The 22,440-nt window shown below is 66.0% G+C and carries 16 protein-coding genes; 8 read left to right on the top strand and 8 right to left on the bottom strand.

Translation table 11 applies throughout. The annotated features are described in order from the left end of the window. Positions 1-9: 9 nt before the first annotated feature. From fahA to E4K65_RS41100, 5 genes are all read right to left on the bottom strand, one after another. Positions 10-1,281, bottom strand: coding sequence for a fumarylacetoacetase (gene fahA / locus E4K65_RS41120; protein WP_135178958.1), 1,272 nt, complete (start codon positions 1,279-1,281; stop codon positions 10-12). Positions 1,282-1,422: 141 nt separating this feature from the next. Next, positions 1,423-2,769 carry a homogentisate 1,2-dioxygenase gene (gene hmgA, locus E4K65_RS41115; RefSeq protein ID WP_167771565.1) on the bottom strand — a complete coding sequence of 449 codons (1,347 nt, stop codon included), beginning with the start codon at positions 2,767-2,769 and terminating at the stop codon, positions 1,423-1,425. A 2-nt stretch (positions 2,770-2,771) separates the two neighbouring features. Beyond that, the gene (locus E4K65_RS41110) at positions 2,772-3,728 is read right to left on the bottom strand and encodes an MBL fold metallo-hydrolase (protein ID WP_135178956.1); all 957 of its coding nucleotides are present in this window, start codon (positions 3,726-3,728) and stop codon (positions 2,772-2,774) included. 24 nt (positions 3,729-3,752) lie between these two features. Next, positions 3,753-3,977 carry a DUF2783 domain-containing protein gene (locus tag E4K65_RS41105; RefSeq protein WP_135178955.1) on the bottom strand — a complete coding sequence of 75 codons (225 nt, stop codon included), beginning with the start codon at positions 3,975-3,977 and terminating at the stop codon, positions 3,753-3,755. Between the two features lie 22 nt (positions 3,978-3,999). Then, complete coding sequence (locus E4K65_RS41100; RefSeq protein WP_135178954.1) at positions 4,000-5,628, bottom strand: FAD-dependent oxidoreductase; 1,629 nt, start codon at positions 5,626-5,628, stop codon at positions 4,000-4,002. 110 nt (positions 5,629-5,738) lie between these two features. Here E4K65_RS41100 and E4K65_RS41095 point away from each other — a divergent pair, with 110 nt between their 5' ends. Beyond that, positions 5,739-6,281: a MarR family winged helix-turn-helix transcriptional regulator gene (locus tag E4K65_RS41095; protein ID WP_027546758.1), complete on the top strand. Its 543-nt coding sequence runs from the start codon at positions 5,739-5,741 to the stop codon at positions 6,279-6,281. Positions 6,282-6,425: 144 nt separating this feature from the next. On the opposite strand, the gene E4K65_RS41090 is transcribed toward E4K65_RS41095, so the two are convergent. Continuing rightward, positions 6,426-7,232, bottom strand: coding sequence for an N-acyl homoserine lactonase family protein (locus tag E4K65_RS41090; protein WP_167771564.1), 807 nt, complete (start codon positions 7,230-7,232; stop codon positions 6,426-6,428). Between the two features lie 423 nt (positions 7,233-7,655). Between E4K65_RS41090 and E4K65_RS41085 the strand changes: the two genes are divergently transcribed. The 4 genes from E4K65_RS41085 (at position 7,656) to E4K65_RS41070 (ending at position 14,236) form a co-directional block, all read left to right on the top strand. Further along, positions 7,656-9,185 (top strand): caspase family protein, encoded by a 1,530-nt coding sequence (locus tag E4K65_RS41085; RefSeq protein WP_135178952.1) that lies wholly within the window; start codon positions 7,656-7,658, stop codon positions 9,183-9,185. Between the two features lie 148 nt (positions 9,186-9,333). Beyond that, positions 9,334-10,005: an OmpA family protein gene (locus E4K65_RS41080; protein ID WP_167771563.1), complete on the top strand. Its 672-nt coding sequence runs from the start codon at positions 9,334-9,336 to the stop codon at positions 10,003-10,005. Positions 10,006-10,163: 158 nt separating this feature from the next. Beyond that, positions 10,164-11,093: an efflux RND transporter periplasmic adaptor subunit gene (locus E4K65_RS41075; RefSeq protein WP_135178950.1), complete on the top strand. Its 930-nt coding sequence runs from the start codon at positions 10,164-10,166 to the stop codon at positions 11,091-11,093. Next, complete coding sequence (locus E4K65_RS41070; RefSeq protein WP_135178949.1) at positions 11,093-14,236, top strand: efflux RND transporter permease subunit; 3,144 nt, start codon at positions 11,093-11,095, stop codon at positions 14,234-14,236. The genes E4K65_RS41075 and E4K65_RS41070 overlap by 1 nt, the downstream gene beginning before the upstream one ends. A gap of 15 nt (positions 14,237-14,251) precedes the next feature. On the opposite strand, the gene E4K65_RS41065 is transcribed toward E4K65_RS41070, so the two are convergent. Beyond that, the gene (locus E4K65_RS41065; protein WP_135178948.1) at positions 14,252-14,926 is read right to left on the bottom strand and encodes a Crp/Fnr family transcriptional regulator; all 675 of its coding nucleotides are present in this window, start codon (positions 14,924-14,926) and stop codon (positions 14,252-14,254) included. A 236-nt stretch (positions 14,927-15,162) separates the two neighbouring features. Here E4K65_RS41065 and E4K65_RS41060 point away from each other — a divergent pair, with 236 nt between their 5' ends. The 3 genes from E4K65_RS41060 to E4K65_RS41050 all read left to right on the top strand — a co-directional run bounded on the left by E4K65_RS41060 (position 15,163) and on the right by E4K65_RS41050 (position 20,995). Next, positions 15,163-17,247 (top strand): AsmA family protein, encoded by a 2,085-nt coding sequence (locus tag E4K65_RS41060; protein WP_135178947.1) that lies wholly within the window; start codon positions 15,163-15,165, stop codon positions 17,245-17,247. A 247-nt stretch (positions 17,248-17,494) separates the two neighbouring features. Continuing rightward, the gene (locus tag E4K65_RS41055) at positions 17,495-19,942 is read left to right on the top strand and encodes an adenylate/guanylate cyclase domain-containing protein (RefSeq protein ID WP_135178946.1); all 2,448 of its coding nucleotides are present in this window, start codon (positions 17,495-17,497) and stop codon (positions 19,940-19,942) included. A gap of 186 nt (positions 19,943-20,128) precedes the next feature. Further along, positions 20,129-20,995 (top strand): hypothetical protein, encoded by an 867-nt coding sequence (locus E4K65_RS41050; RefSeq protein ID WP_135178945.1) that lies wholly within the window; start codon positions 20,129-20,131, stop codon positions 20,993-20,995. Here E4K65_RS41050 and E4K65_RS41045 read toward each other — a convergent pair whose 3' ends face one another. Continuing rightward, positions 20,996-22,267 (bottom strand): Spy/CpxP family protein refolding chaperone, encoded by a 1,272-nt coding sequence (locus tag E4K65_RS41045; RefSeq protein ID WP_135178970.1) that lies wholly within the window; start codon positions 22,265-22,267, stop codon positions 20,996-20,998. Positions 22,268-22,440: the final 173 nt, after the last annotated feature.

Below are 22,440 nucleotides of genomic sequence, written 5' to 3'. Positions count from 1 at the left end.
CGACGGAGTTCACTCCGCCGCCAGAATCGTCCCCTCGACCGCGCCAAAGCCGACGCGATAGCCGTTGCCCTGGCACCAGCCGCGCATGACGAGGCTGTCGCCGTCCTCCAGGAACGAACGCTTGATGCCGCCGGGCAATTCGACCGGCTCGGTGCCGTTCCAGCTGATCTCGAGCAGGCTGCCGCGCTGGTTCTTCTCCGGGCCGGAGATGGTGCCGCTGCCGAGGAGATCGCCGACATTCATGGCGCAGCCCGAGGAGGCGTGGTGCATGAGCTGCTGCACCGACGACCAGTACATGTACTTGAAATTGGTGCGGCTGATACCCGTTGGCGCGTTCGCACCGCCGGGCCGCAACGAGACATCGAGCTCGATGCTGTAATTCTGCGGCTTGGCCTGCTTGAGATAATCGAGCGGCACCGGCTCCTGCTCCGGCCCCTTCAGGCGGAACGGTTCCAGCGCTTCGCGCGTCACCACCCACGGGCTGATCGAGGTCGCAAACGCTTTTGCCAGGAACGGACCGAGCGGCACGTACTCCCATTGCTGGATGTCGCGCGCGCTCCAGTCGTTGAGCAGCACGAAGCCGAAGATCATCTCCTCGGCCTGTTGCTCGCTCAACATGCCGCCCATGGCTGAGGGCTGGCCGACCACCACGCCCATCTCCAGCTCGAAGTCGAGCCGCTTGCATGGCCCAAAGCTCGGCAAATCGACATTCGGCGGCTTCAACTGCCCGCGCGGGCGCTTCACGCTGGTGCCGGAGACCACGACGGTGGAGGCGCGGCCATTATAGGCGATCGGCATATGCAGCCAGTTCGGCTGGAGCGCGTTGTCCTTGCCGCGGAACATCACGCCGACATTGGTGGCGTGCTCCCTGGACGAATAGAAATCGGTGTAGCCGGAGACCGCGAACGGCATGTGCAGTCTGGCATCGCGCATCGGCACCAGGGCCTGCTTGCGCAGCTCCTCATTGTCGCGCAGCTCCGGATGATCGGCGCGCAAGAGCTCGCTGATCCGCGCCCGCGTCCTGGCCCAGACCTTCGGCCCCAGCGCCATGAACGGATTGAGCGAGGGCCCGGAGAACACGCCGAGCGCGCCGACATCGAGGCGCGAGTCCTGCTCGAGCTCCCAGAGATCGAGCACGTAATTGCCGATCGCCACGCCGACCCGCGGCGTCGGGTTGGCGTCGGTCGAGAACACGCCATAGGGCAGGTTCTGGATCGGGAAGTCGGAGGCGGGATCGACGTCGATGAAGGAGCGGAGGCTGGGGTCGTTGGGGTGGGGCATTGGTTTCCTGCCGGATGTTTTGAGACGGTTTCTCCGCCGTCATTCCGGGGCGCGCGGAGCGCGAGCCCGGAATCCATAACCACGATCGTGAGTATGGATTCCGGGCCTGCGCCTTCGGCGCATCCCGGAATGACGAAGTCACTACGGCTTGTTCGGATCGAACCGCTTCTCCAGGCCCTTCCAGCAATCCGCGTAATCGTCCTGAAGCGTCGACGAATTCGCAGCATGCGCGGTGACGCGCTGCGGGTAGCGGGTCTCGAACATGAAGGCCATGGTGCCGGTCAGCTTCACCGGCTTCAATTCGCCATTGCTGGCATGCTCGAACGCGTCGCGGTCGGGGCCGTGCGGCAGCATGCAATTGTGCAGGCTGATGCCGCCGGGGACGAAGCCTTGCGGCTTGGCATCGTACACGCCGTAGATCAGGCCCATGAACTCGCTCATGATATTCATGTGGTACCAGGGCGGCCGGAAGGTGTTGTCGGCGACCATCCAGCGCTCCGGGAAAATCACGAAATCGATGTTCGCGGTGCCCGCGGTCTCCGACGGCGAGGTCAGCACCGTGAAGATCGACGGATCGGGATGGTCGAAGCCGATCGCGCCGACGGGAGAGAAGGTGCGCAGATCGTATTTGTACGGCGCGTAATTGCCGTGCCAGGCGACGACGTCGATCGGCGAATGGGGCAGCTGCGTCTTGAACAACGCGCCGCCCCATTTCACGTAGAGCTCGGTCGGCGTGTCCTTGTCCTCGTAATGCGCCACCGGGGTGAGGAAGTCGCGCGCATTGGCGAGGCAATTGGCGCCGATCGGGCCGCGCTCCGGCAGCGTGAAGGCGCCGCCGTAGTTTTCGCAGAGATAACCGCGCGCCGGCCCGTTCGGAATCTCGACGCGGAATTTGACGCCGCGCGGGATCACCACGATCTCGCCGGGCTCGGCGTCGATGCGGCCGAACTCGGTGACGAGGCGCAGATTGCCCTGCTGAAGCACGAACATCAGCTCGCCGTCGGCATTGTAGAAATGCTGGTCCACCATCGAGCTGGTGATGAGGTAGACATGCGCGGCCATGCCGGCCTGCGTATTGACGTCGCCGGCGGTCGTCATGGTCTGCACGCCCTGAAGGAAGGTCATGTCCTCCTTCGGGATCGGCGCCGGGTCCCAGCGCAGCTGCGCGATCGGCAAATCGTTCTCGTGGCAGGGCGCCGAGCGCCACAGGCCGGCGTCGGCCTTCTCGAAACGGCCGGAGTGCTTCACCGAGGGGCGGATGCGGTAGAGCCAGGAGCGCTCATTGGTGCCGCGCGGCGCGGTGAAGGGCGAGCCGGAAAGCTGCTCGGCATAGAGCCCGTAGGCGCAGCGCTGCGGCGAGTTGCGCCCGATCGGCAGCGCGCCCGGCAGTGCCTCGGTCTCAAAGCTGTTGCCGAAGCCGGACATGTAGCCCGGCGTGACCTGGGCCGAGCTGCGGATGATCTGATCGGGCGAGGTATTGATGTTCATGATTATCCTCCTCCTTGCAGGGCGGCCCACATCTCCTGGTCGCGCTTGTCGGTCCAGATCACGGGATCGTCGATCCCCGACGCTTCGTCATAGGCGCGCGACACGTTGAACGGCAGGCAGTGCTCGTAGATGGCGAAGCTCGAAAATTTCGGATCCATCACCTCGCGCGTCGCTGCCATCGATTCCTTCAGCGTGCGCCCCCTGGCGACCGAGATTTCGGCGGCGCCATAGAGCGAGGTGACGAAGTCGCGCGTCATCGCGATGGCTTCGCGCACGGTGGCGGTCCCCTTCAGCGCGTCACCGCGGCCCGGCGCGATCGCCTTGGGATTGAAGTTGCGGATCTCGTTCAGCGTCAGCGGCCATTCGCGCAAATGCGCATCGCCGCAATAGCAGGCCGAGTGATATTCGATGAGGTCGCCGGAGAACATCACTTCCGCATCCGGCACCCAGGCGACGATGTCGCCCGAGGTATGGCCGGCCCCTAACTGCATCAGGCGAACCTCGCGCTTGCCGAGATAGATCGACATCTCGCCCTCGAAGGTCAGCGTCGGCCAGGTCAGGCCGGGAATGCTCTGCGCATCCTGGAACAGGCGCGGGAAGCGGCCGTATTCGGAATCCCAATCCTGCTGGCCGCGCTCCTCGATGAGGCGATAGGTCTCCTGCGAGGCCACGATGCCTTGCGCCTTGTAGGCGGAGGCCCCCAGCACGCGCACGGCGTGATAATGCGACAGCACGACATATTTGATCGGCTTGTCGGTGACGGTGCGGACCCGCTCGATGACCTTGCCCGCCATCGCCGGCGTTGCCTGCGCGTCGAACACCAGGCAGCCGTCGTCACCGACGATCACGGCCGTGTTCGGATCGCCCTCGGCGGTGAAGGCATAGAGATCGGTGCCGATCTCCGAGAAGGTGATCTTCTTCTCGGCGAGATCGCCGGTGGATGCGAAGTTCTTCGCCATCAAATTCGTCCTCAGGTCACAGGGTTATTGTTGTTGCTGTTGCTGCTGCTGGCCGTCGATCATCCGGCGCTTCGCGAGCCCGATCGCCTCCCGCAGCACGTCGATGTCACCGATATGGTTGGCGAGGATCAGCACCAGCGCGGCGTCGAAATCGGCGCTCTGCTCGTCGGTGAAGCCGCGATGCGCTTCGACGATGGCGCGAAAGGCATCGTCAGGCCGCGCGAAGTTGGAGCTGGTGGAAAGCGGCATGCGAATCCTCAATTCAAGCCTTTCAATTCAACCCTTGGGCCCGCGACAACGCAGCCGCAATCGCTTCACGCGTCGGATGACGGAAGCGCGCGGCAACGTAGCCATCGGGCCTGAGCAGATAGGCAGCACCCGCCTCGGCGTCGTAGCGCTTTGCGACGAGGCCCAAGGGATCGGCAAGTCCGCCCTCGCCGCCGATGCGGATATCCTTCACGCCTTCGGGCGCGCCGACCTGCGCGCCATTGCTGAACGACAGCAAGGCGAAGTCCGTTCCACCCTTGCGGAATGCGTCCGTCAGATAGACCTGCTCGCCCTCACGCGACGAGACGGGCGCATCGGGCATGGAACAACCGGGGGACGGTCCGCCGCGCCAGGCATCCGCATCGGGCGACGACAGCGACGTATCATAGCTGCACGGCACCGAGAGCCGGCCGCCATTGACCATGCGCTTGCCGAACTCGGTCTCCTTGGCGAGCGACAGCACCGCCTTGCGCAGCCGCGTCTCCTGATGCGAGTTCGGCGCCATGAAATCGGTCGAACGGGTGGATTCGCGGATGTTCTCGTCGGCCGCCAGGCTGCGTTCGACGTGGTAGCTCTCCAGCAGGCTCGCGGGCGATTTGCCGCGCAGCACGCGATCGAGCTTCCAGGACAGATTCTCCGCGTCCTCCAGACCCGAGTTCGCGCCACGCGCACCGAAGGGCGAGACCTGATGCGCGGAGTCGCCGGCAAAGACCACACGGCCATGGATGAAGCGGTCCATCCGCCGGCACTGGAATTTGTAGAGCGAGATCCATTCGAATTCGAACTTGTCGTGGCCCAGCATGCGCGCAATCCGCGGCCGCACGTTTTCCGGCTTCTTCTCGACAACAGGATCGGCGTAGCGATTGAGCTGAAGGTCGATGCGCCAGACGTCGTCAGGCTGCCGGTGCAGCAGCGCCGAGCGGCCGGCATGAAACGGCGGATCGAACCAGAACCAGCGCTCGGTCGGGAATTCCGCTGTCATCTTGACGTCGGCGATCAGGAACTGGTCCTCGAAAACCTGGCCGGCGAACTCGGCGCCAACCATCTGCCGCAGCGACGACCGCGCGCCGTCGCAGGCGACGACATATTGCGCGTGCAGGCGGTAGGCGCCCTCCGGCGTCTCGATCGTCAACGCGACGGAATCGTTGCGCTGTTCGAGCGCCGTCACCTTGTTGCGCCAGCGCAGGTCGACCTCAGGCAAATCGCTGATGCGATCGACCAGATAGGCCTCGGCGTAATATTGCTGGAGGTTGATGAAGGCCGGCCGCTTGTGACCGTCTTCCGGCAGCAGGTTGAACTGGTAGAGCTGGGATTCGCCGTGGAAAATGCGGCCGACGCTCCACACCACGCCCTTCTCGACCATGCGGTCGCCGACGCCGAGCCGGTCCCAATATTCCAGCGAGCGTTTCGAGAAGCAGATCGCGCGCGAGCCTTCGCCGATGCGGTCGGCATCATCCAGAAGGACGACGCTCTGGCCACGCTGCGCGAGATCGATCGCGAGCGACAGCCCGACCGGGCCCGCGCCGACAATCACGACCGGATGCTCGGCCGGATTTTGGCCGGGACGATCCTGATCGGGGTGACGGCGATAGCCGAACTGGGTTTTGGCCTGCTGCGTATTGGCCTGCGCCATGCGCTAACCTCGGCTCTGGTCAAAAGGGGACTGATCTGCTAGATAGTCTCACGTGCAACTATTTTGGACCGGAGCCGGCCGGCCGTCAACTGGAATTCGGAGCGCAAGCCTTGGCGAGAACATCCAGCGATGCGGCGCTGAAGAGACAAGAGGCGGGCGAGGCGTCGCCGCGGCCAAAAACACGGCTCGACCTGTTCAAGTTCGTGCCGTTCCGCCTCAACCGGCTTGCGGCGGAGGTGAGTTCCGCGCTCGCGGTCGAATATCAGGAGCGTCACGGCCTCGACATCCCTGCCTGGCGCGTGATCGCGACGCTCGGCTTCCGCAACGATGCCTGTAGCGCGCAATACATCTCGCAATGCACCCGCACGCACAAATCCACCATCAGCCGCGCGGTGACCATGCTGTTGCATGAGGGGCTGATCGAGCGGGTCGAGAACGAAGCCGACCGCCGCGAATTCCGCCTGCAATTGACGAAGAAAGGCCGCGCACTCTACGAAGAGCTGTTCCCGCAATTGCTGCGGCGGGAGGACGAGATCCTCGCCTGCCTCTCGGCGCAGGAGCGCAAGCAGCTCTCGGCACTGCTCGGCAAGATCGAACAGAGCCTCGACCTGATCCAGACCAGCGAAGAGGCGGATGCCAAGCAGGCGTATTAGTCTCGCCTCGCGTGGCGGCCAGACCCTCATCCTGAAGAGCGCGGAACGCGCGTCTCGCAGGATGAAGGCCGGGACGCGCGAGCCGGGCCTGCATGGTTCGAGACGGCGCTTACGCGCCTCCTCACCATGAGGATCGGCAGGCCGTCATTTCGCAAACGACTTTGACGGCGGCAGGTGCAGCGCCCAGGCGTCGACCTTGTCGCTGGCACGCGGATAGATCTCCGTCACGATCGGATCGTGGCCGGGAATGAATCTGTCGGGATGGCCGGCGAGACGCTCGATCGTCTCCCAGCCAACCGCCATGTCACCGACATTGTAGACGATCGGGAACGGGCTGCGGCGCTGGAGATTGGCGTAGTAATGCGCGGCGTCGGAGGCCAGCACCACCGGCCCGCGCGCGGTCTCGACCTTGACCACCTGCAAGCCGTCGGAATGGCCGCCGACACGGTGCACGGTGACGCCGGACGCGATCTCGCCATCACCGGAATAGAAGGTGACGCGCTCGCCATAGACATGGCGCACCATCTGCGTGACGTGTTCGACCGAGAATGGATGTCGCAGCAGTCCGTTGCACATGCAGCGGCCGGTCGCGTAGGCCATCTCGCGCTCCTGGAGATGGAAGCGCGCGTTCGGGAAGCGGTCGAGATTGCCGGCGTGGTCGTAATGCAGGTGCGTCACGACGATATCGCGAATACTCGACGCCGCGACACCGAAGCGCTCCAGCGCGTCGACCGGATTGAGCGTCAGCTTGCGCGCCCGCGCACTCGCCTCCTCGGCATTGAAGCCGGTGTCGACCAGGATGTCGCGCCCGCCGCCGCGGATCAGCCAGACGAAGTAGTCGAGGTCCTGCGCCGCACTGTCATGCGGATCCGGCGCCAGGAAGTTCATGTGCGGGGTGCGCGGCGACATCGTCGCATAGCGCAGTGCGTAGATTTCGTAGGCGTTTCCCATGATCTTGCTTTTGGTTTTGCTTTTTTGTGAGTGGACCGTCGGGGAGGCACGAGTGCACCAAGCCATTGTCCGCCGGAAAGGTCAAACGCCACGCGTGATGCGTGGAGGCCCGCTGCAATGTGAGACCAATCACATTTTCGGCGCCATGACTCCCGTAAACATGGCTCCCCTAACATGGCTCCCCAATCATGGGTGTCCTGACATGGCCGCTGCAATGCCCAACCAGATCGCGTCGAGCCCAACCATGATGGCCGGTTCATTCCCCGCACGGCGCACCCACGCATTGCGGTCAATCGTCGCGATAATGCCGAATCTCCAAGCGGTTGACGCCCCCTCTCCCCGGTTTGATAATGCCCATTGCGTAAGTTAAGGTCGCCGCGGCGCAAGCTGGAACGGCGCCTTTTTGGCTGGACCGCGCTGATTATGAAAATTCGCTTCCTTTTCCTTCTTCCCTTGCTCGTTTCGCTCGTGCCGACCGCGCCGTCGCTTGCGGCCGGCGACCGACATGCGCTGGTCATCGGCAACGCCAAATATCCGGATGCAGACGCCCCGCTGAAGGAGCCGCTCAACGACGCCCGTGACATCGCCGACGAGCTCAAGCGCGACGGCTTTTCGGTCGAAATCGGTGAGAACCTGACCGGCGACGGCATGCGCCGCGCCTTCGACAAGCTCTACGGCAAGATCAAGCCGGGCTCGGTGGCGCTGATATTCTTCAGCGGTTTCGGCATCCAGTCGGCGCGCCAGAGCTACATGCTGCCGGTCGACGCGCAAATCTGGACCGAATCCGACGTGCGCCGCGACGGTTTCAGCCTGGAAGCCGTCCTCGGCGAGCTCAACACCCGCGGCGCCGGCGTCAAGATCGCGCTGGTCGATGCCTCCAGGCGCAACCCGTTCGAGCGCCGGTTCCGCAGCTTCTCGGCTGGCCTGACCCCGGTCATCGCGCCGAACGGCACGCTGGTGATGTATTCGGCGGCGCTGGCCTCGGTGATCTCGGATGCCGGCGGCGAGCACAGCCTGTTCGTCCAGGAACTGCTGAAGGAAATCCGCGTCCCCGACCTGATGGCCGAGGAGACGCTGAACCGCACCAAGATGGGCGTCACCCGCGCCTCGCGCGGCGAGCAGGTGCCGTGGATATCCTCTTCATTGGCCGAAGATTTCTCGTTCATTCCGGGAGCCGGCGGATCACGTCCGACAACGCCGCCGGCCGCGCCCCCCGCTCCGCCGCCCGTCGTCGCCAATAACCCGCCGCCGGCACCACCCGCGCCGCCATCACCGCCTCCGCCGCCGAAGCCGGCCGACACGGCAGCCGCACTGGCTCCCGCGCCCGCGCCCGTACCGGCCCCATCGCCGAAGCCGCAGGTCGAGGCCGCCCTGCCTCCGCCGCCACCGCCGGTGAAACCGGCCGATCCCGCCCCCGCGCCGAACGCGGACGCCGGGCCTAGCGCGGCCGCCCTGGCGGAGGACCCCACCATCAAGGGCCTGACGGCCAAGATCGCGGCCAATCCTGATGACGTGAACGCGCTGTATCGGCGCGGCCAGGTCTATGCCAGCAAGGGTGCCTACAACCTCGCCATCAAGGATTTCGACGACACGCTCCGGATCAACTCGAAGGACGTCGAGGCGCTGAACAACCGCTGCTGGACCCGCACCGTGGTCGGCGATCTCCAGGCCGCGCTGAAGGATTGCAACGAAGCGCTGCGGCTGCGGCCGAACTTCGTCGATGCGCTGGACAGCCGGGGGCTGGTCAATCTGAAATCGGGGGCGGTGAAGAACGCCATCGCCGATTTCGATGCGGCCCTGAGGATCAATCCGCGCCTCACCTCCTCGCTGTACGGACGGGGCCTCGCCAAGCAGCGCAACGGCTCCGCCCAGGAAGGGGCGCTGGACATCGCCAATGCCAAGGCGATGGATCCGAACATCGTTCAGGAATTCGCAAGCTACGGAGTCCGCTAGTATTTTTTTGAGTTGAGGCGGCGGACGCCTCGAACCCTCGGCCGCCCAAAACAGACTAAAGGGACGGATGCCGCAGGCGGCCTTTCCCGGGGGGCCTATTGCAGGAAATTTGGAACCACGCAGGTCTGCTGCGCAGGAGGGACTGGCAATGAGATTGGCTGCAAAAGGACTTACCGCAATCCTGTCCATCATGGCCATTGGCGCCGCGCTGTCGCTGCCGGCCTCGCCCGCATTCGCCGCCGACGACGGCAACAGCAAGAACGTCACCGAGGACGAGATCGTGCGCGCACTGGCGCCACCGCAGAAGAAGCCGCTGACCCGCGGCCTCTCGATCGCGCCGCAGGCCGACCCCGCGCCGAGCGCGTCGGAGACCAAGCTGATCCAGTCCGTGCGCGGCCGCTCGACGCGCTCGCTGTCGTCGACCGAGCGCGAGGAAATCGCATCGGTCGCCAAGGACAAGCCGAACATCGATCTCGAGATCACCTTCGACTACAACTCCGCCAATATCAGCACCAAGTCGCTGGCTTCGGTGCAGGCGCTCGGTCGCGCGCTGACCAGCCCAGACCTGAAGGGATCGACCTTCGTGGTCGCCGGCCACACCGACGCCGCCGGCGGCGAGGCCTACAACCAGGACCTGTCGGAGCGCCGCGCGGATGCGATCAAGCGCTACCTCGTCGAGAAGTACAGCATCTCCTCGACCGACCTCGTCACCGTCGGCTACGGCAAGAGCAAGCTGAAGGACCCGAGCCAGCCGATGGCCGAGGTCAACCGCCGCGTGCAGGTCGTCAACATGGAAAACAAGACCACCGCATCGAAGTAAGCACGACGCAATTCTTTGAAATGACCGTTCGTGATGTGGTGTAAAGTCTCGCTTCCAAAGCGCGTCCCGCAGCCGTGCGGGACGCCGCTTTGTTTCAGGGAAACGCTCTCAGCAGGCCTCGTGCGGATGGCCGTGAGCCAGGCCAGGACAATCCGGCGATGAACGTCTCCGACTATCTCAAGCCTGCCGGAACCGTGGCGTTCATCGTCGCGCTCGGCATCGGCTATTATCTGTTCGAGCATCGGCATCGCCCCGAGGCCAAGGAAACGCCGGGCGAGGCGCTCGTCATCGTGACGAAGTCGACCAATGCGTGCTTCTCCGACCTCGTTCGTGTGACCGGCTTCTTCGTGCCGCGCCGCGAGGCCGTGGTCGTCGCCGACCAGGAAGGTTCCAGGGTCACCGACCTCTTCGTCACCGAAGGGACCATGGTCACCGACAACCAGGAGCTGGCGCGCCTGACGGCACCGCCGCAGATCCCGGGCCAGCCGCAGCGACCCGGCCCGCAGGGCCCGATCTCGCTGAAGGCGCCGGCGCCGGGCCTCGTCACGGAAGTTCGCACCATCGTCGGCGCGCCGGCCTCGCCGCAGGCCGGCCCGATGTTCCGCATCGCCGTCAACAACGAGATCGAGCTCGACGCGCAGGTTCCGGCCGTGCACATGCCCAAGCTCAGCGCCGGCGCGACCGTGCGCATCAGCCGCGACGACGCGCCCGATTTGATCGGCCGGGTGCGGCTGGTTGCGCCCGAAATCGACCGCACCACCCAGCTCGGCCGCGTCCGCATCAGCGTCACCAACAATCCCTCGCTGAAGGTCGGCGTGTTCGCGCGCGCCTCGATCGACGCCAAGCGAAGCTGCGGCGTCGCGGTGCCCAAGACCGCGATCGACCATCTCACCGTGCAGGTCGTCAAGGGCAACACGATCGAGACGCGCAAGGTGCGGGTCGGGCTGTCGTCCGACACCGCGACGGAAATCCTGGAAGGGCTCGACGTCGGCGAAATCGTCGTGGCCGACGCCGGCTCTTCACTGCATGACGGCGACCAGATCAAGACCATGTTCGCCGATGAACTCGATCGCACGCGGGTACGCTGATGGCTCTCAATATCTCGGCATGGTCGATCCGGAATCCGCTGCCGTCGGTCGTCTTTTCGATCATCCTCCTGATCCTCGGCTGGACCTCCTTCGCCAAGCTCGCGGTGACGCGGCTGCCCTCGGCCGACATTCCCGTGATCTCGGTCGCGGTGTCGCAGTTCGGTGCTGCGCCGGCCGAGCTCGAATCCCAGGTCACCAAGACCATTGAAGACGCGGTCTCCGGCGTCGAGGGCGTCAGGCACATCACCTCCTCGATCACCGACGGCCTGTCGCTGACCACCATCCAGTTCGCACTGGAGACCAATACCGACCGCGCGCTCAACGACGTCAAGGACGCGGTGACCCGCGTTCGCTCCAACCTGCCGCAGAACGTCACCGAGCCGCTGATCCAGCGCGTCGACGTGATCGGCCTGCCGATCGTCACCTATGCCGCGATCTCGCCCGGCAAGACGCCGGAGCAGCTGTCCTATTTCGTCGACGACGTGGTCAAGCGCGCGCTCCAGGGCGTGCGCGGCGTCGCCCAGGTCGAGCGCATCGGCGGTGTCGAGCGCGAGATCCTGGTCTCGCTCGATCCCGACCGCCTTCAGGCGATGGGCCTGACCGCCGTCAATGTCAGCCAGAGCCTGCGCGGCACCAATGTCGACGTCGCCGGCGGCCGCGCCGAGATCGGCAAGAACGACCAGGCGATCCGCACCCTGGCCGGCGCCAAGACGCTGAGCGACCTCGCCGGCACCATGGTCCCGCTGTTCGGCGGCGGCGAGGTTCGGCTCGACGATCTCGGCACCGTCACCGACACCATCGCCGACCGCCGCACCTTCGCCCGCTTCAACGGCGAGCCGGTGGTCGCGCTCGGCATCAAGCGCTCCAAGGGCGCCAGCGACGTGAAGGTCGCCGACGCCGTGCAGAAGCGCATCGACGCGCTCAAGGCCGCCTATCCCGACGTCGATCTCAAGCTGATCGACACCTCGGTCGAATACACCAACGGCAATTACGAAGCGGCGATCTCGACCCTGTTCGAAGGCGCCATTCTCGCCGTCGTCATCGTGCTGCTGTTCCTGCGCGATCTGCGCGCCACCATCATCGCCGCGATCTCGCTGCCGCTGTCGATCTTCCCGGCTTTCTGGGCGATGGACCTCCTCGGCTTCTCGCTCAACCTCGTCAGCTTCCTCGCCATCACGCTGTCGACAGGTATTCTCGTCGACGACGCCATCGTCGAGATCGAGAACATCGTGCGGCACATGAACATGGGCAAATCGCCCTATCGCGCCGCGCTGGAAGCCGCCGACGAGATCGGCCTCGCCGTGATCGCGATCTCGCTCACCATCATCGCGATCTTCGCCCCCGCGAGCTTCATGTCGGGCATCGCCGGACAGTTCTTCAAGCAGTTCGGCATCACCGTCTCGGTGCAGGTGTTCTTCTCGCTGCTCGCGGCGCGCTTCGTCACGCCGGTGCTGGCCGCCTACTTCCTCAAACACGGCCATCACGAGGAACCGCCGCCCGGCCGCGTGCTACGGTCCTATCACCGGATCGTGGCCTGGTCGGTGAAGCACTATTTCATCACGGTGCTGATCGGCTTCGGCATCTTCGCCGCCTCGATCTGGAGCATCACGCTGCTGCCGCAGGGCTTCCTGCCGGCGCAGGACAGCGCGCGCTCGCTGCTTGCCCTCGAGCTGCCGCCGGGCACCCAGCTCGCCTACACCGAAAAGGTCACCGAGGACATCGTCGCGCGGCTGCGCAAGCGGCCCGAGGTGAAGAGCATCTTCGTCGACGGCGGGCGCGTTCCACCGGGCACCCAGGAAGTCCGGCGCGCGGCCCTGATCATCAACTACACGCCCAAGGGCGATCGCGACATCACCCAGCGCGAGCTGGAATTCTCGATCAGCCAGGAGCTGGAGAACATTCCCGACATCCGCTTCTGGTTCCTCGACGAAAACGGCCTGCGCGCGATCTCGCTGGTCGTGACCGGCGTCGACGCCAACATCGTCAACAACGTCGCCAGCGAGCTCGCGACGCAGATGAAGCGGATCCCGACCATCTCCAACGTGATTTCGGAAACCACGCTGGAGCGGCCCGAGCTGCGCATCGAGCCGCGCGCCGATCTCGCCGCGCGCCTCGGTGTCTCCACGGAAAGCCTGTCGCAGACCATCCGCGTCGCCACCATCGGCGACGTCGGCCCTGCGCTCGCCAAGTTCGACGTCGGCGACCGCCTGGTGCCGATCCGCGTGCAGCTCGAGGACGCCGCGCGCGGCAACCTGAAGACGCTCGAGCAGTTGCGCGTGCCGCTCGGTGAGCACGGCGAGAAGGGCGGCGTGCCGCTCTCGGTCATCGCCGACGTCAAGCTCGACCAGGGTCCGACCAGCATCAACCGCTACGACCGGGACCGCCAGGCCACCGTTGCCGCCGACCTCGTCGGCTCCGCGGCGCTCGGCGATGCCACCAAGAAGATCAACGAGCTGCCGGTGATGAAGAGCCTGCCGAAGGGCGTGAAGGTCTCACCCTCCGGCGACGCCGAAAGCCTGAACGAGCTGTCCGACGGCTTCGCCACCGCGATCACCGCGGGCCTGATGATGGTCTATGCCGTGCTGGTGCTGCTGTTCGGCACCTTCCTCCAGCCGATCACCATCCTGTTCTCGCTGCCGCTCTCGATCGGCGGCGCCATCGCGGCCCTGCTCGTCACCGGCAAGCAGCTCACCACGCCGGTGTGGATCGGCATCCTGATGCTGATGGGCATCGTCACCAAGAACGCGATCATGCTGGTGGAGTTCGCCATCGAGGCGATCCGCGACGGCAAGCGACGCGACGAAGCGATGATCGACGCCGGCATGAAGCGCGCCCGCCCGATCGTGATGACCACGATCGCGATGGCCGCCGGCATGATGCCGAGCGCACTCGCGGTCGGCGCCGGCGGCGAATTCCGCTCGCCGATGGCGCTCGCGGTGATCGGCGGCCTGATCTTCTCGACCATCCTGTCGCTGGTCTTCGTGCCCGCGATGTTCATGGTGATGGACGATCTCGGCGCCCTGATCTGGCGCTTCGGCAAGCGGCTGATCGTGCACAGCGAGGACGCGGAGGTCCCCGGTCATCACGAAGCTTCGCCGGCACAGCCGGCACCGAAGAACATCGTGCACCCGGCGGCGGAGTAGGGGTCGCGCGAGCCCCTACTCGTTCCGCGCGATCGCCGTCAGCTTGGTCATGTTCCTCAGCAAAATGCGGCCGCGCTGAAGATCCAGGATCGCGTCCTTGCGCCAGGCCTGAAGCTGGCGGTTGACGCTCTCGCGGGCGGCGCCGACGAAGACGCCGAGCTGCTCCTGCGAGATGTGCACCTCCGAGCCGAAATCGGCGGCGAGTGCGCAGAGCCGCCGCGCCAGCCGCACCGGCAGCGGCTGCAACATGGACTCTTCCATGCGCTCGCTCTGCCAGCGGATGCGCTGGCACAGCAGCGCGATGATCTTGATCGCGACCTTCGGCTCGCGCTCGAGGAAGGCGAGAAAGTCTTCCCGCCGCAGCACGAACAATTCGCTGGCTTCGCCCGCGGTCGCGTCCGCGGTGCGGTTCTGGCCGTCCAGCACCGCGACCTCGCCGAACAGGTCGCCCGGCCCCATGAAATTCAGCGTCAGCCGGCTGCCGTCGGAGGCGCCGGTCTCGATGCGGACCTGGCCGCGGCGCACGCCGAACAGCCCGTCCCCGGCATCGCCCTTCTGGAACAGCACCTCGCCGTTCGCCAGATGCTGGGTATGGCAGAGATTGGACAGCCGCTGGAGCTCGTCTGCGCCGAGATCGGCGAACATCGGGTTCATCTTCAGGATGACCGCAAATTCGGCCTGCTTGCTCATTTCAACTTCCTTGTGAATTTACGTGCCAATTTCGCCGGCAAATCGGCTGGAACCATCAACCTCCAGAATCGCGTAAAACCGCGCCGGAGAAGTGTGTCATAAGTCACATAACTTTGCAGCACCCCCTGACTATTTTTGACCGCTTGGAGCGGCTTCCCGTCCCGGGATAAACTCACGCACATAGGGCGGGTGAGCGGCCGGGTTCGGCACCGTGCGTCCGTCGTTGGAAAGTCGACATGAGAGCAGTGAAATTCGCCGGCGCCGCGGTCGCCGCTATCATCATCGTGATCGCGGTTCTCCTCGTGGTCGGGATCCCATCGGGCTTCCTGACCTCGACGATTGCGTCGCGGGTCGAGAGCGCGACAGGCTATCGCCTGTCGATCGACGGCACCACCAGGATCAGCCTGTGGCCGACGCTGAACGTCACCTTGAACGATCTCACGCTTCAGGATCCGAAGGACCGCAGCGGCATCACGCGCCTCACGGTCGACAGCTTGCAGGCCGACATGTCGCTCGCGAGCGTCTGGTCGGGCCGCCCGAAGATCAGCGAGCTCGTCGTCACCCGTCCCGTGCTCTACCAGCCGCTGCTGCGTGAGCGCCTGCCCAACCCCGGTGCCGCGTCGAAGCCGCTCGCGCTCGACACGGATGGCGCGACCATCGACCGCGTCAAGATCACCGACGGCGAGGTCGCATTCGCGCGCGTGCGCGATCGCGTCGAGGGCCGCATCAGCGCCATCAACGCCGACGCGATCGTTGATCGCGACCGCAAGGTCAACATCACCGGCACCGCGCGCGTCGGCGAGCACCCGACCAGATTCGACATCAAGGCGACGACGCCGGCGCCGCCAGCCGACCGGCCGACGATCCCGGTGGATTTCGCCATCGACATGCCTGATGTGCTGAAGTCCCGGCTCGCAGGTCACGCCGAGATGCGGCTGAGCGGCGATGTCGTGATGATCAACGGCGTGAACGGCACCCTCGGCGACGGCACGTTCAACGGCTGGGCCTCGGTCGACATCGCGAGCAAGCCCCTGGTCAAGGTCGATCTCGACTTCCAGCGGCTCGCGATTCCGCTGGCGAAATCGCCGGACGGCGCGTCCGGGCAGCCCTGGAGCAATGCGCCGATCGACGTGTCCGGCCTCAACTATGTCGATGCGCAAATCAGGATCTCCGCGAACGATGCCGTGATCGGCGATGCGCGTCTTGCGCCGCTGGCGCTCGATGCAAAGCTCGCCGGCGGCGTGCTGAAGGCCGGCACCGCCAATCTCGGCGCCTATGGCGGTCAGGTCTCCGGCGAGGTGATCCTGGATGCGACCAGCGGCGCGCCGAGCTTTGCCATGCATTCCGACCTCGTCGGCGTGCGCGCGCTGCCGCTGCTCCAGGGCCTTGCCGAATTCGACCGCATCGACGGCAAGCTGCAAGCCAAGCTCGCATTGCGCAGCGCCGGCACCAGCCAGCGCGCCTTGATGGCGAACATGCAGGGCACGGCCTTCGTCAATTTCCAGGACGGCGCCATCCGCGGCATCAACGTCGCGCAGATGATCCGCTCGCTGACATCGGGCACGCTGTCCGGCTGGCAAGAGAACCAGAACCCCAGCCAGGACCAGAGCACGGATTTGTCGCAGCTCTCGGCCTCCTTCCGCATCGACAAGGGACAGGCGGTGACGACCGATCTCAATCTGATCGGGCCGCTGGTGCGCGTGACCGGCGCGGGCACGATCGCGCTCGACACCAAGATGATGGGCTTTCGCGTCGAGCCGAAACTGGTGATGACCACCGAAGGCCAGGGTCGCGCCTCCGAGCCGGTCGGCTTCGGCATCCCCGTGATGATCCAGGGCAGCTGGTCGCAACCGCGGATCTACCCTGACATGGCCGGCATGCTCGACAATCCGGACGCCGCCTATGCCAAGCTGCGCGAGATGGGCAAGGGCCTGTTCGGGCCTGACGGCGCCGGGCTCGGCAATATCCTCGGCAGCCTCGGTCTCGGCGGCACGACCGCGCCGGGTGGCGGCAATGCGGGCGGCAACGCCAATCCGCAAACCCAGCAGCCGGGGCAGAACAATCTGCTCGGCGGCCCGCTGGGCGAGGCGATCGGCAATCTGATCCAGCAGGGGCTTTCCAGCGGAGCTGCAACCGGCACTGGCACTGGCACTGGCGCTGGGACTGCTACTGGCACCGGCCGCAGCCGCGGCCTGCCCGCAACGCCATCCACACCGGCACCGCAGGCCTCGCCGGCGCCCCCGGCCCCGGACGCGCCGCCGATGGCGCAGCAGGACAGCCAGCCGATGAATGACGTGCTGCGGCAGCTCTTTAATCGATGATTGGCGGACCAACGGACTGGACTTCACGCCGATCCCTTACCTCGGCTTCGCCATTGCCTGCTTCCTCCGAACGGAGGAGGCTGCGGCAATTCACCACCCTTTCGGCCCGACCCGGCGTCCGCAGCGGGTAACCACGCTGGCCGGTCGACCGGTCCCCGCACGTCCCTTGGCCCAAATTGTGATAGAAGGGCGGCGGGGCCCGTACGGGCCGTAGCGCCGGCGTCGATGGCGGCGCGAGAGGATCCGGATGGCGGGAGCGAACGACAAGACACGGTTTCTGCGCGAGGGCTTGTTCGCCAAATACGTCGTCTCCCTCGTCGGCCTCGTCGTGTTCGTCCTCGCGGTCAACGGCGCGATGGAGACCTGGATCTCCTATCGCGCCACCAAGACGCAGCTGGCCGACGGGCTGGAGGACAAGGCCCAGGCCGTTGCCCGGCGCATGGAACAGTCGATCTCCGAGCTCGAGCGCCAGATCAGCTGGGTGACCCGCGCGAGCCAGGACACCCTCGAGAAGCGCCGCGCCGACTACGCCCAGCTCCTGCACCAGGTCGCGGTCGTCAACCAGCTGTTCCAGCTCAACGGCGACGGCCGCGAGGTGCTGCGCGTCTCGCGCCAGTCGACCACGACCGGCGGCAACGCCGATCTCTCCCGCGACATGCGCTTCACCGACACCGTCGCCCGCGGCGTCAGCTACGCGCCGGCCTGGTTCTCCGACCGGACCCCGTTCATGTCGATCTCGGTGGCGCATTCCGGCTTCAACGCCGGCGTCACGGTGGCCGAGATCGATCTCAGCTTCCTCTCCGAATTGCTGTCCGACGCCCAGGTCGGCAAGGCGGCCTTTGCCTATGTGGTCGATCCGCGCGGCCGCGTGCTGGCAACGTCCGCGAAGGGCCCCGATGTCGGCAAGGACCTGTCGAAGCTGCCGCAGGTGGCTGCCGCGATTTCGCCCGGCCGCGAGCCCGACACCTCCGGCACCGACTTCAACGGCCATTCGGTGCTGTCAGCCGCGAGCACCGTGCCGAAACTCGGCTGGAGCGTGATGTTCGAGCAGCCGACCACGCAGGCCTTGACGCCGATCCGCGACCAGCTGGTGCGCATCGCGCTCTTGATCGGCATGGGCCTGATGGTCGCGATCCTCGCCGGCACGCTGCTCGCCCGCCGCATGATCATTCCGATCACGGCGCTGCGCGACGGTGCGCACAAGCTCGGCGAAGGCGATTTCAGCCATCGCATCGACGTGCACACCTCCGACGAGCTGGAAGACCTTGCCGGCCAGTTCAACCGCATGGCCGTCCAGATCCAGGAGACCTATTCGAACCTGGAGACCAAGGTCGAGGAGCGCACCCGCGATCTCGCGCAGTCGATCAACGAGCTCAAGGTGCTGGAAGAGGTCGGCCGCGCGGTCGCCTCATCGCTCGATCTCAACGCGGTGCTGCCGACGATCGCCGCGCACGCGATCGAGATCACCCATGCCGACGCGGTGCTGATCTACGGCTTCGATGCCGAGAGGCGCCGCTTCAACCTGGTCGAATCCAACGGCATCGACAAATCGGCCGACGGCGCCCACGTCACGATCGACGAAGGCGAGAACATCCTGAGCGATGCCGCGGCGAGCTGTGAGCCGATCGCGCTAGCCGATCTCGACCACGCGGCCGAGCAGCCGCTGCGCGACGTCGCGATCGATGCCGGCTTCCGCTCGGTGCTGGTGGTGCCGCTGGTGGACCAGCAGGGCACGCTCGGCTCGCTGGTGGTGCTGCGCCGCGCCGGCGGCGAGTTCGCCGGCAGCATCATCGGCCTGATGCGCACCTTCGCCAACCAGGCCGTGCTGGCGATGCGCAATGCGCGCCTGTTCACCGAGGTCGATCACAAGAGCCACGCGCTGGAGGCGGCGCACGAGACCGTGCGCGCCCAGGCGGACAAGCTGCGCGTGCAGACCGAGCAGCTCAAGGACTGGAACAAATCGCTGGAGGAGCGCGTCAAGACCCAGCTCGGCGAGATCGAGCGCATCCGCAAGCTCGAGCGGTTCCTGGCACCGCAGGTCGCGCAGTTGATCGCCTCCTCCGACAGCCCCGAGGGGCTGCTCACCAGCCAGCGCCGCGAGGTAACGGTCGTGTTCTGCGACCTGCGCGGCTTCACGGCGTTCACAGAAGCGACCGAGCCGGAAGAGGCGATGAACGTGCTCCGCGAATATCACGCGGCGCTCGGCAAGCTGATCTTCAAATACGAGGGCACGCTCGACAAATATTCCGGCGACGGCGTGATGATCCTGTTCAACGCGCCGATCCAGTTCGACGACCACACGAAACGCGCGGTGAAGATGGCGGTGGAGATGCGCGACACGATCGGTCCGCTGACCGAGCGCTGGCGCAACCGCGGCCACAGCCTCGGCTTCGGCATCGGCATCGCGCTCGGCTATGCCACGCTCGGCCAGGTCGGCTTCGAACAGCGGCTGGAATATGCCGCGATCGGCAGCGTCACCAACCTCGCCTCCCGCCTCTGCGGCGAAGCCAAGGCCAACCAGATCGTGGTCAGCCGCCGCGTCTACGGCATCGTCGAGCCCTGGGTCGATGCGCGCGCGCTCGACGATCTCGTGCTCAAGGGCTTCAATCACCCCGTGCTGGCGATGGAGATCCTGAGCTGGCGCGAGGAAGTGGAGAACGTGGTGGATGCCGCGGCGGCGCGAAGGCGGGGGTGAGTTCTTTCTCAATCCGTGAGGAAGGCAAAATCTCCCCCCGGGTCGTCCCGGCCGAGTGCGAAATTGAGGCGCCGGTTGCGAATGATACCTGCATCCAATTTGCGGACCGCTCCCACGAACCACATCCCCCCTCCCCGCGACTAACCTTCGCCTCGACAGCGAGGCAGGCTTCGGATGGAGACGATCGTGACGTTTGCCGTGCCTTCGCGTGCTTATGATTTGCAGATGCTGGACCGTCCCGCCGATCGCGCGCGCGACCACGGCTGGGTCTATGGACTGCCGCCGGGCATCAGCAGCGAGCAATGGCCGCTCGATCCCGTCACCGGTTTTCCGCTGATGCACGGCTTCACGCTTCTGCTCCCGGAGGACTATCGCGTGCATGGCGCGGACATCGTCGCGGTGTCGTTCTTTGCGACGCCGCCCGATCACAATGACGGCGGCGCGGTTGACGATCCCGAAATCCGCGATGCCGTGCTGGCGCGGCCGGCGCATCCGCGGCTCTCGCGCATGACCGACATCCTCGATTACGAATATGCCGCGCTGCTGTTGACCGCAGCCGAATACGAGGGCGCGTTCGCGACGCCGCCGGCACCGCTTGCGCTTGCGACGGCGGAGCGGCCGCGCTGGCTCGATGTCGGCGGCGCCAGCGCGTTCTTCGAGTCCGCCCCGCCCTTCGCGCAGAAGATGTTCGCCGGCCCTCCGCGAGCCGATCTGGCGGAGAACCTCGCGATCGCCTTGATGCCGCGCGCGACCGATCCCAACGCCGGCAAGGCCCCGCAGGACCCGCACTTCCCGCGCAACCCGCCGAGCGATTATCAGTCCTACTACTACTTTGTCGGCGGCGTCCCGAGCACCGAGAATTACCGCTTGCACGATTGGGGCAAGGACCACGCTCACAACCATCTCGGCGGCACCATGCGGCCCTGCCAGGCGGTGCCGGAGATGAGCCCGTTCTACATCGAGTTCGAGGAATATTTCGGCGGCTACAATTTCGGCACCGGCAACGCGCAGCTCGACTTCAAGGATATGAAGTTCGACTGGGCGTGCGGGTGATCACGCCCCGCGCTTCGGCCCGATCGCCTCGAAGCCGGCCTTCTGCTCGTCGCTCAGGTCCGCCTCGAAATCGTCGAGCGCGTCGGCAACGCCCTTCACCGCTTGCAGCATCGTCTCCAGTCGCGCCTTCACGGCCGTGAGGCGGCCTTGCGGTGTCGCGGCGGGCTTGGTCGGGCAGGCGCTCAGCGTCTCCATGGTGCGCAGCGTGGTGTCCTGGAGCACGTCGAGCCGGGCGCGGCCGATGTCGTCGAGGCGCAGCGTGGACGCGATGTCGGCGACCGGCCATTGCTGCTGCACGAGCTGCTCGTACTGGCGCTGCAGCTGGGTATCATAGCGAGGATCGCTGTCCGAAGCGCAGGCGCTTGCTGCCTGCGTATCCTTGTGCTGGCTTGACGCAAGCGCAGCGCGAGCCTCATTGGCCAGCGCATCGAGCCGGGTCTTCTGGTTCGCGTCGAGCAGATCGACAAATTTGGCGAGCGGCGGTGCGATCGCGTCCGTTGCCTTGATCATGGCCTCGAGGCGCTCGCGCATCAGGCCGAGGCGCTCCAAGGCGCTCACCGGCAGCTGTGCCGGGCAGGTCGCGCGAATGCTGTCGCGGGCCACGGTCCAGGCGGTGACGAGCTCGTCGAGCGCGGTGCGCTGCAACTCGTTCGGCTGCACGGCGGCAGTGATGCGATCCGTAGGGAAGCCGGCGGGATCGCTGACATCGCAGATGTTCTGCGCCGACGGAATCCTGCGCGCGAGCCTGCCTTGCGGCGCGGTGTAGGCGGCAAGCTCCTTGGCCGCATAGGGCGAGAAGATCGCCGCGTAGATGTCGCCGTAGCCATAGAGCGAGATGCTGGTCGTATGTCCGAGGATGACGGCATTGGCGAGATCGTCATGTGCGAACGGCCAGAACACCGGACCGGCCCAGCCATAGCTGCCGTCGGGGTGCCGCCACCAGCCCTGCGGGCGGCGGCCGCCATGCCAGCCCGACAGCGCCGCTTGCGCCGTGAGCGCCGCACGCAGAATGGCGGGATTGGGCGGTTGCCGGCTCTCGGCACCACGGGGATCCTGGGAGCGCAACGCGGCGGAGCGGTATCGGCCGCCCCGCACCGCCATGCGGGCATGGCGCAGGCGCGACATGCCGATGACGTGGCCGACGGCGAACCGCGCGACGCCGAGCGGCCCGCCGCGCAATCCGAACTGCGCTTCGGCCTTGTTCGGCGGCAGCACGGCCAGAATGACAAGGCCGGCGCCCGCCAGCGCGAGGCGCATCCGTGATCCCGACATGACCGCCGACCTGACCACCTTGGCCCTCCTCCAGCGCCAAGCGAACCACCTCACATCACATGACGCACGGGGGAACCAAAGGTTCCGCGAGTGTGAGGGTCAAAGCGTCGCGGCGGTGAGAATCCTGACTGTCCATGCCGTCGCGGAGACAGCCCCTCACCCCCTTGTAAGGA

Origin of the sequence: Bradyrhizobium niftali (assembly GCF_004571025.1) — a bacterium.
Taxonomy (GTDB): Bacteria; Pseudomonadota; Alphaproteobacteria; order Rhizobiales; family Xanthobacteraceae; genus Bradyrhizobium; species Bradyrhizobium niftali.
This window is presented reverse-complemented; position numbering and strand designations above follow the sequence as displayed.

Bases quoted from the DNA above. Each gene is read 5' to 3' on its own strand.
- fahA (WP_135178958.1), bottom strand. From the start codon at position 1,281: ATGCCCCACCCCAACGACCCCAGCCTCCGCTCCTTCATCGACGTCGAT.
- hmgA (WP_167771565.1), bottom strand. From the start codon at position 2,769: ATGAACATCAATACCTCGCCCGATCAGATCATCCGCAGCTCGGCCCAG.
- E4K65_RS41110 (WP_135178956.1), bottom strand. From the start codon at position 3,728: ATGGCGAAGAACTTCGCATCCACCGGCGATCTCGCCGAGAAGAAGATC.
- E4K65_RS41105 (WP_135178955.1), bottom strand. From the start codon at position 3,977: ATGCCGCTTTCCACCAGCTCCAACTTCGCGCGGCCTGACGATGCCTTT.
- E4K65_RS41100 (WP_135178954.1), bottom strand. From the start codon at position 5,628: ATGGCGCAGGCCAATACGCAGCAGGCCAAAACCCAGTTCGGCTATCGC.
- E4K65_RS41090 (WP_167771564.1), bottom strand. From the start codon at position 7,232: ATGGGAAACGCCTACGAAATCTACGCACTGCGCTATGCGACGATGTCG.
- E4K65_RS41085 (WP_135178952.1), top strand. From the start codon at position 7,656: ATGAAAATTCGCTTCCTTTTCCTTCTTCCCTTGCTCGTTTCGCTCGTG.
- E4K65_RS41080 (WP_167771563.1), top strand. From the start codon at position 9,334: ATGAGATTGGCTGCAAAAGGACTTACCGCAATCCTGTCCATCATGGCC.
- E4K65_RS41075 (WP_135178950.1), top strand. From the start codon at position 10,164: ATGAACGTCTCCGACTATCTCAAGCCTGCCGGAACCGTGGCGTTCATC.
- E4K65_RS41070 (WP_135178949.1), top strand. From the start codon at position 11,093: ATGGCTCTCAATATCTCGGCATGGTCGATCCGGAATCCGCTGCCGTCG.
- E4K65_RS41065 (WP_135178948.1), bottom strand. From the start codon at position 14,926: ATGAGCAAGCAGGCCGAATTTGCGGTCATCCTGAAGATGAACCCGATG.
- E4K65_RS41060 (WP_135178947.1), top strand. From the start codon at position 15,163: ATGAGAGCAGTGAAATTCGCCGGCGCCGCGGTCGCCGCTATCATCATC.
- E4K65_RS41055 (WP_135178946.1), top strand. From the start codon at position 17,495: ATGGCGGGAGCGAACGACAAGACACGGTTTCTGCGCGAGGGCTTGTTC.
- E4K65_RS41045 (WP_135178970.1), bottom strand. From the start codon at position 22,267: ATGTCGGGATCACGGATGCGCCTCGCGCTGGCGGGCGCCGGCCTTGTC.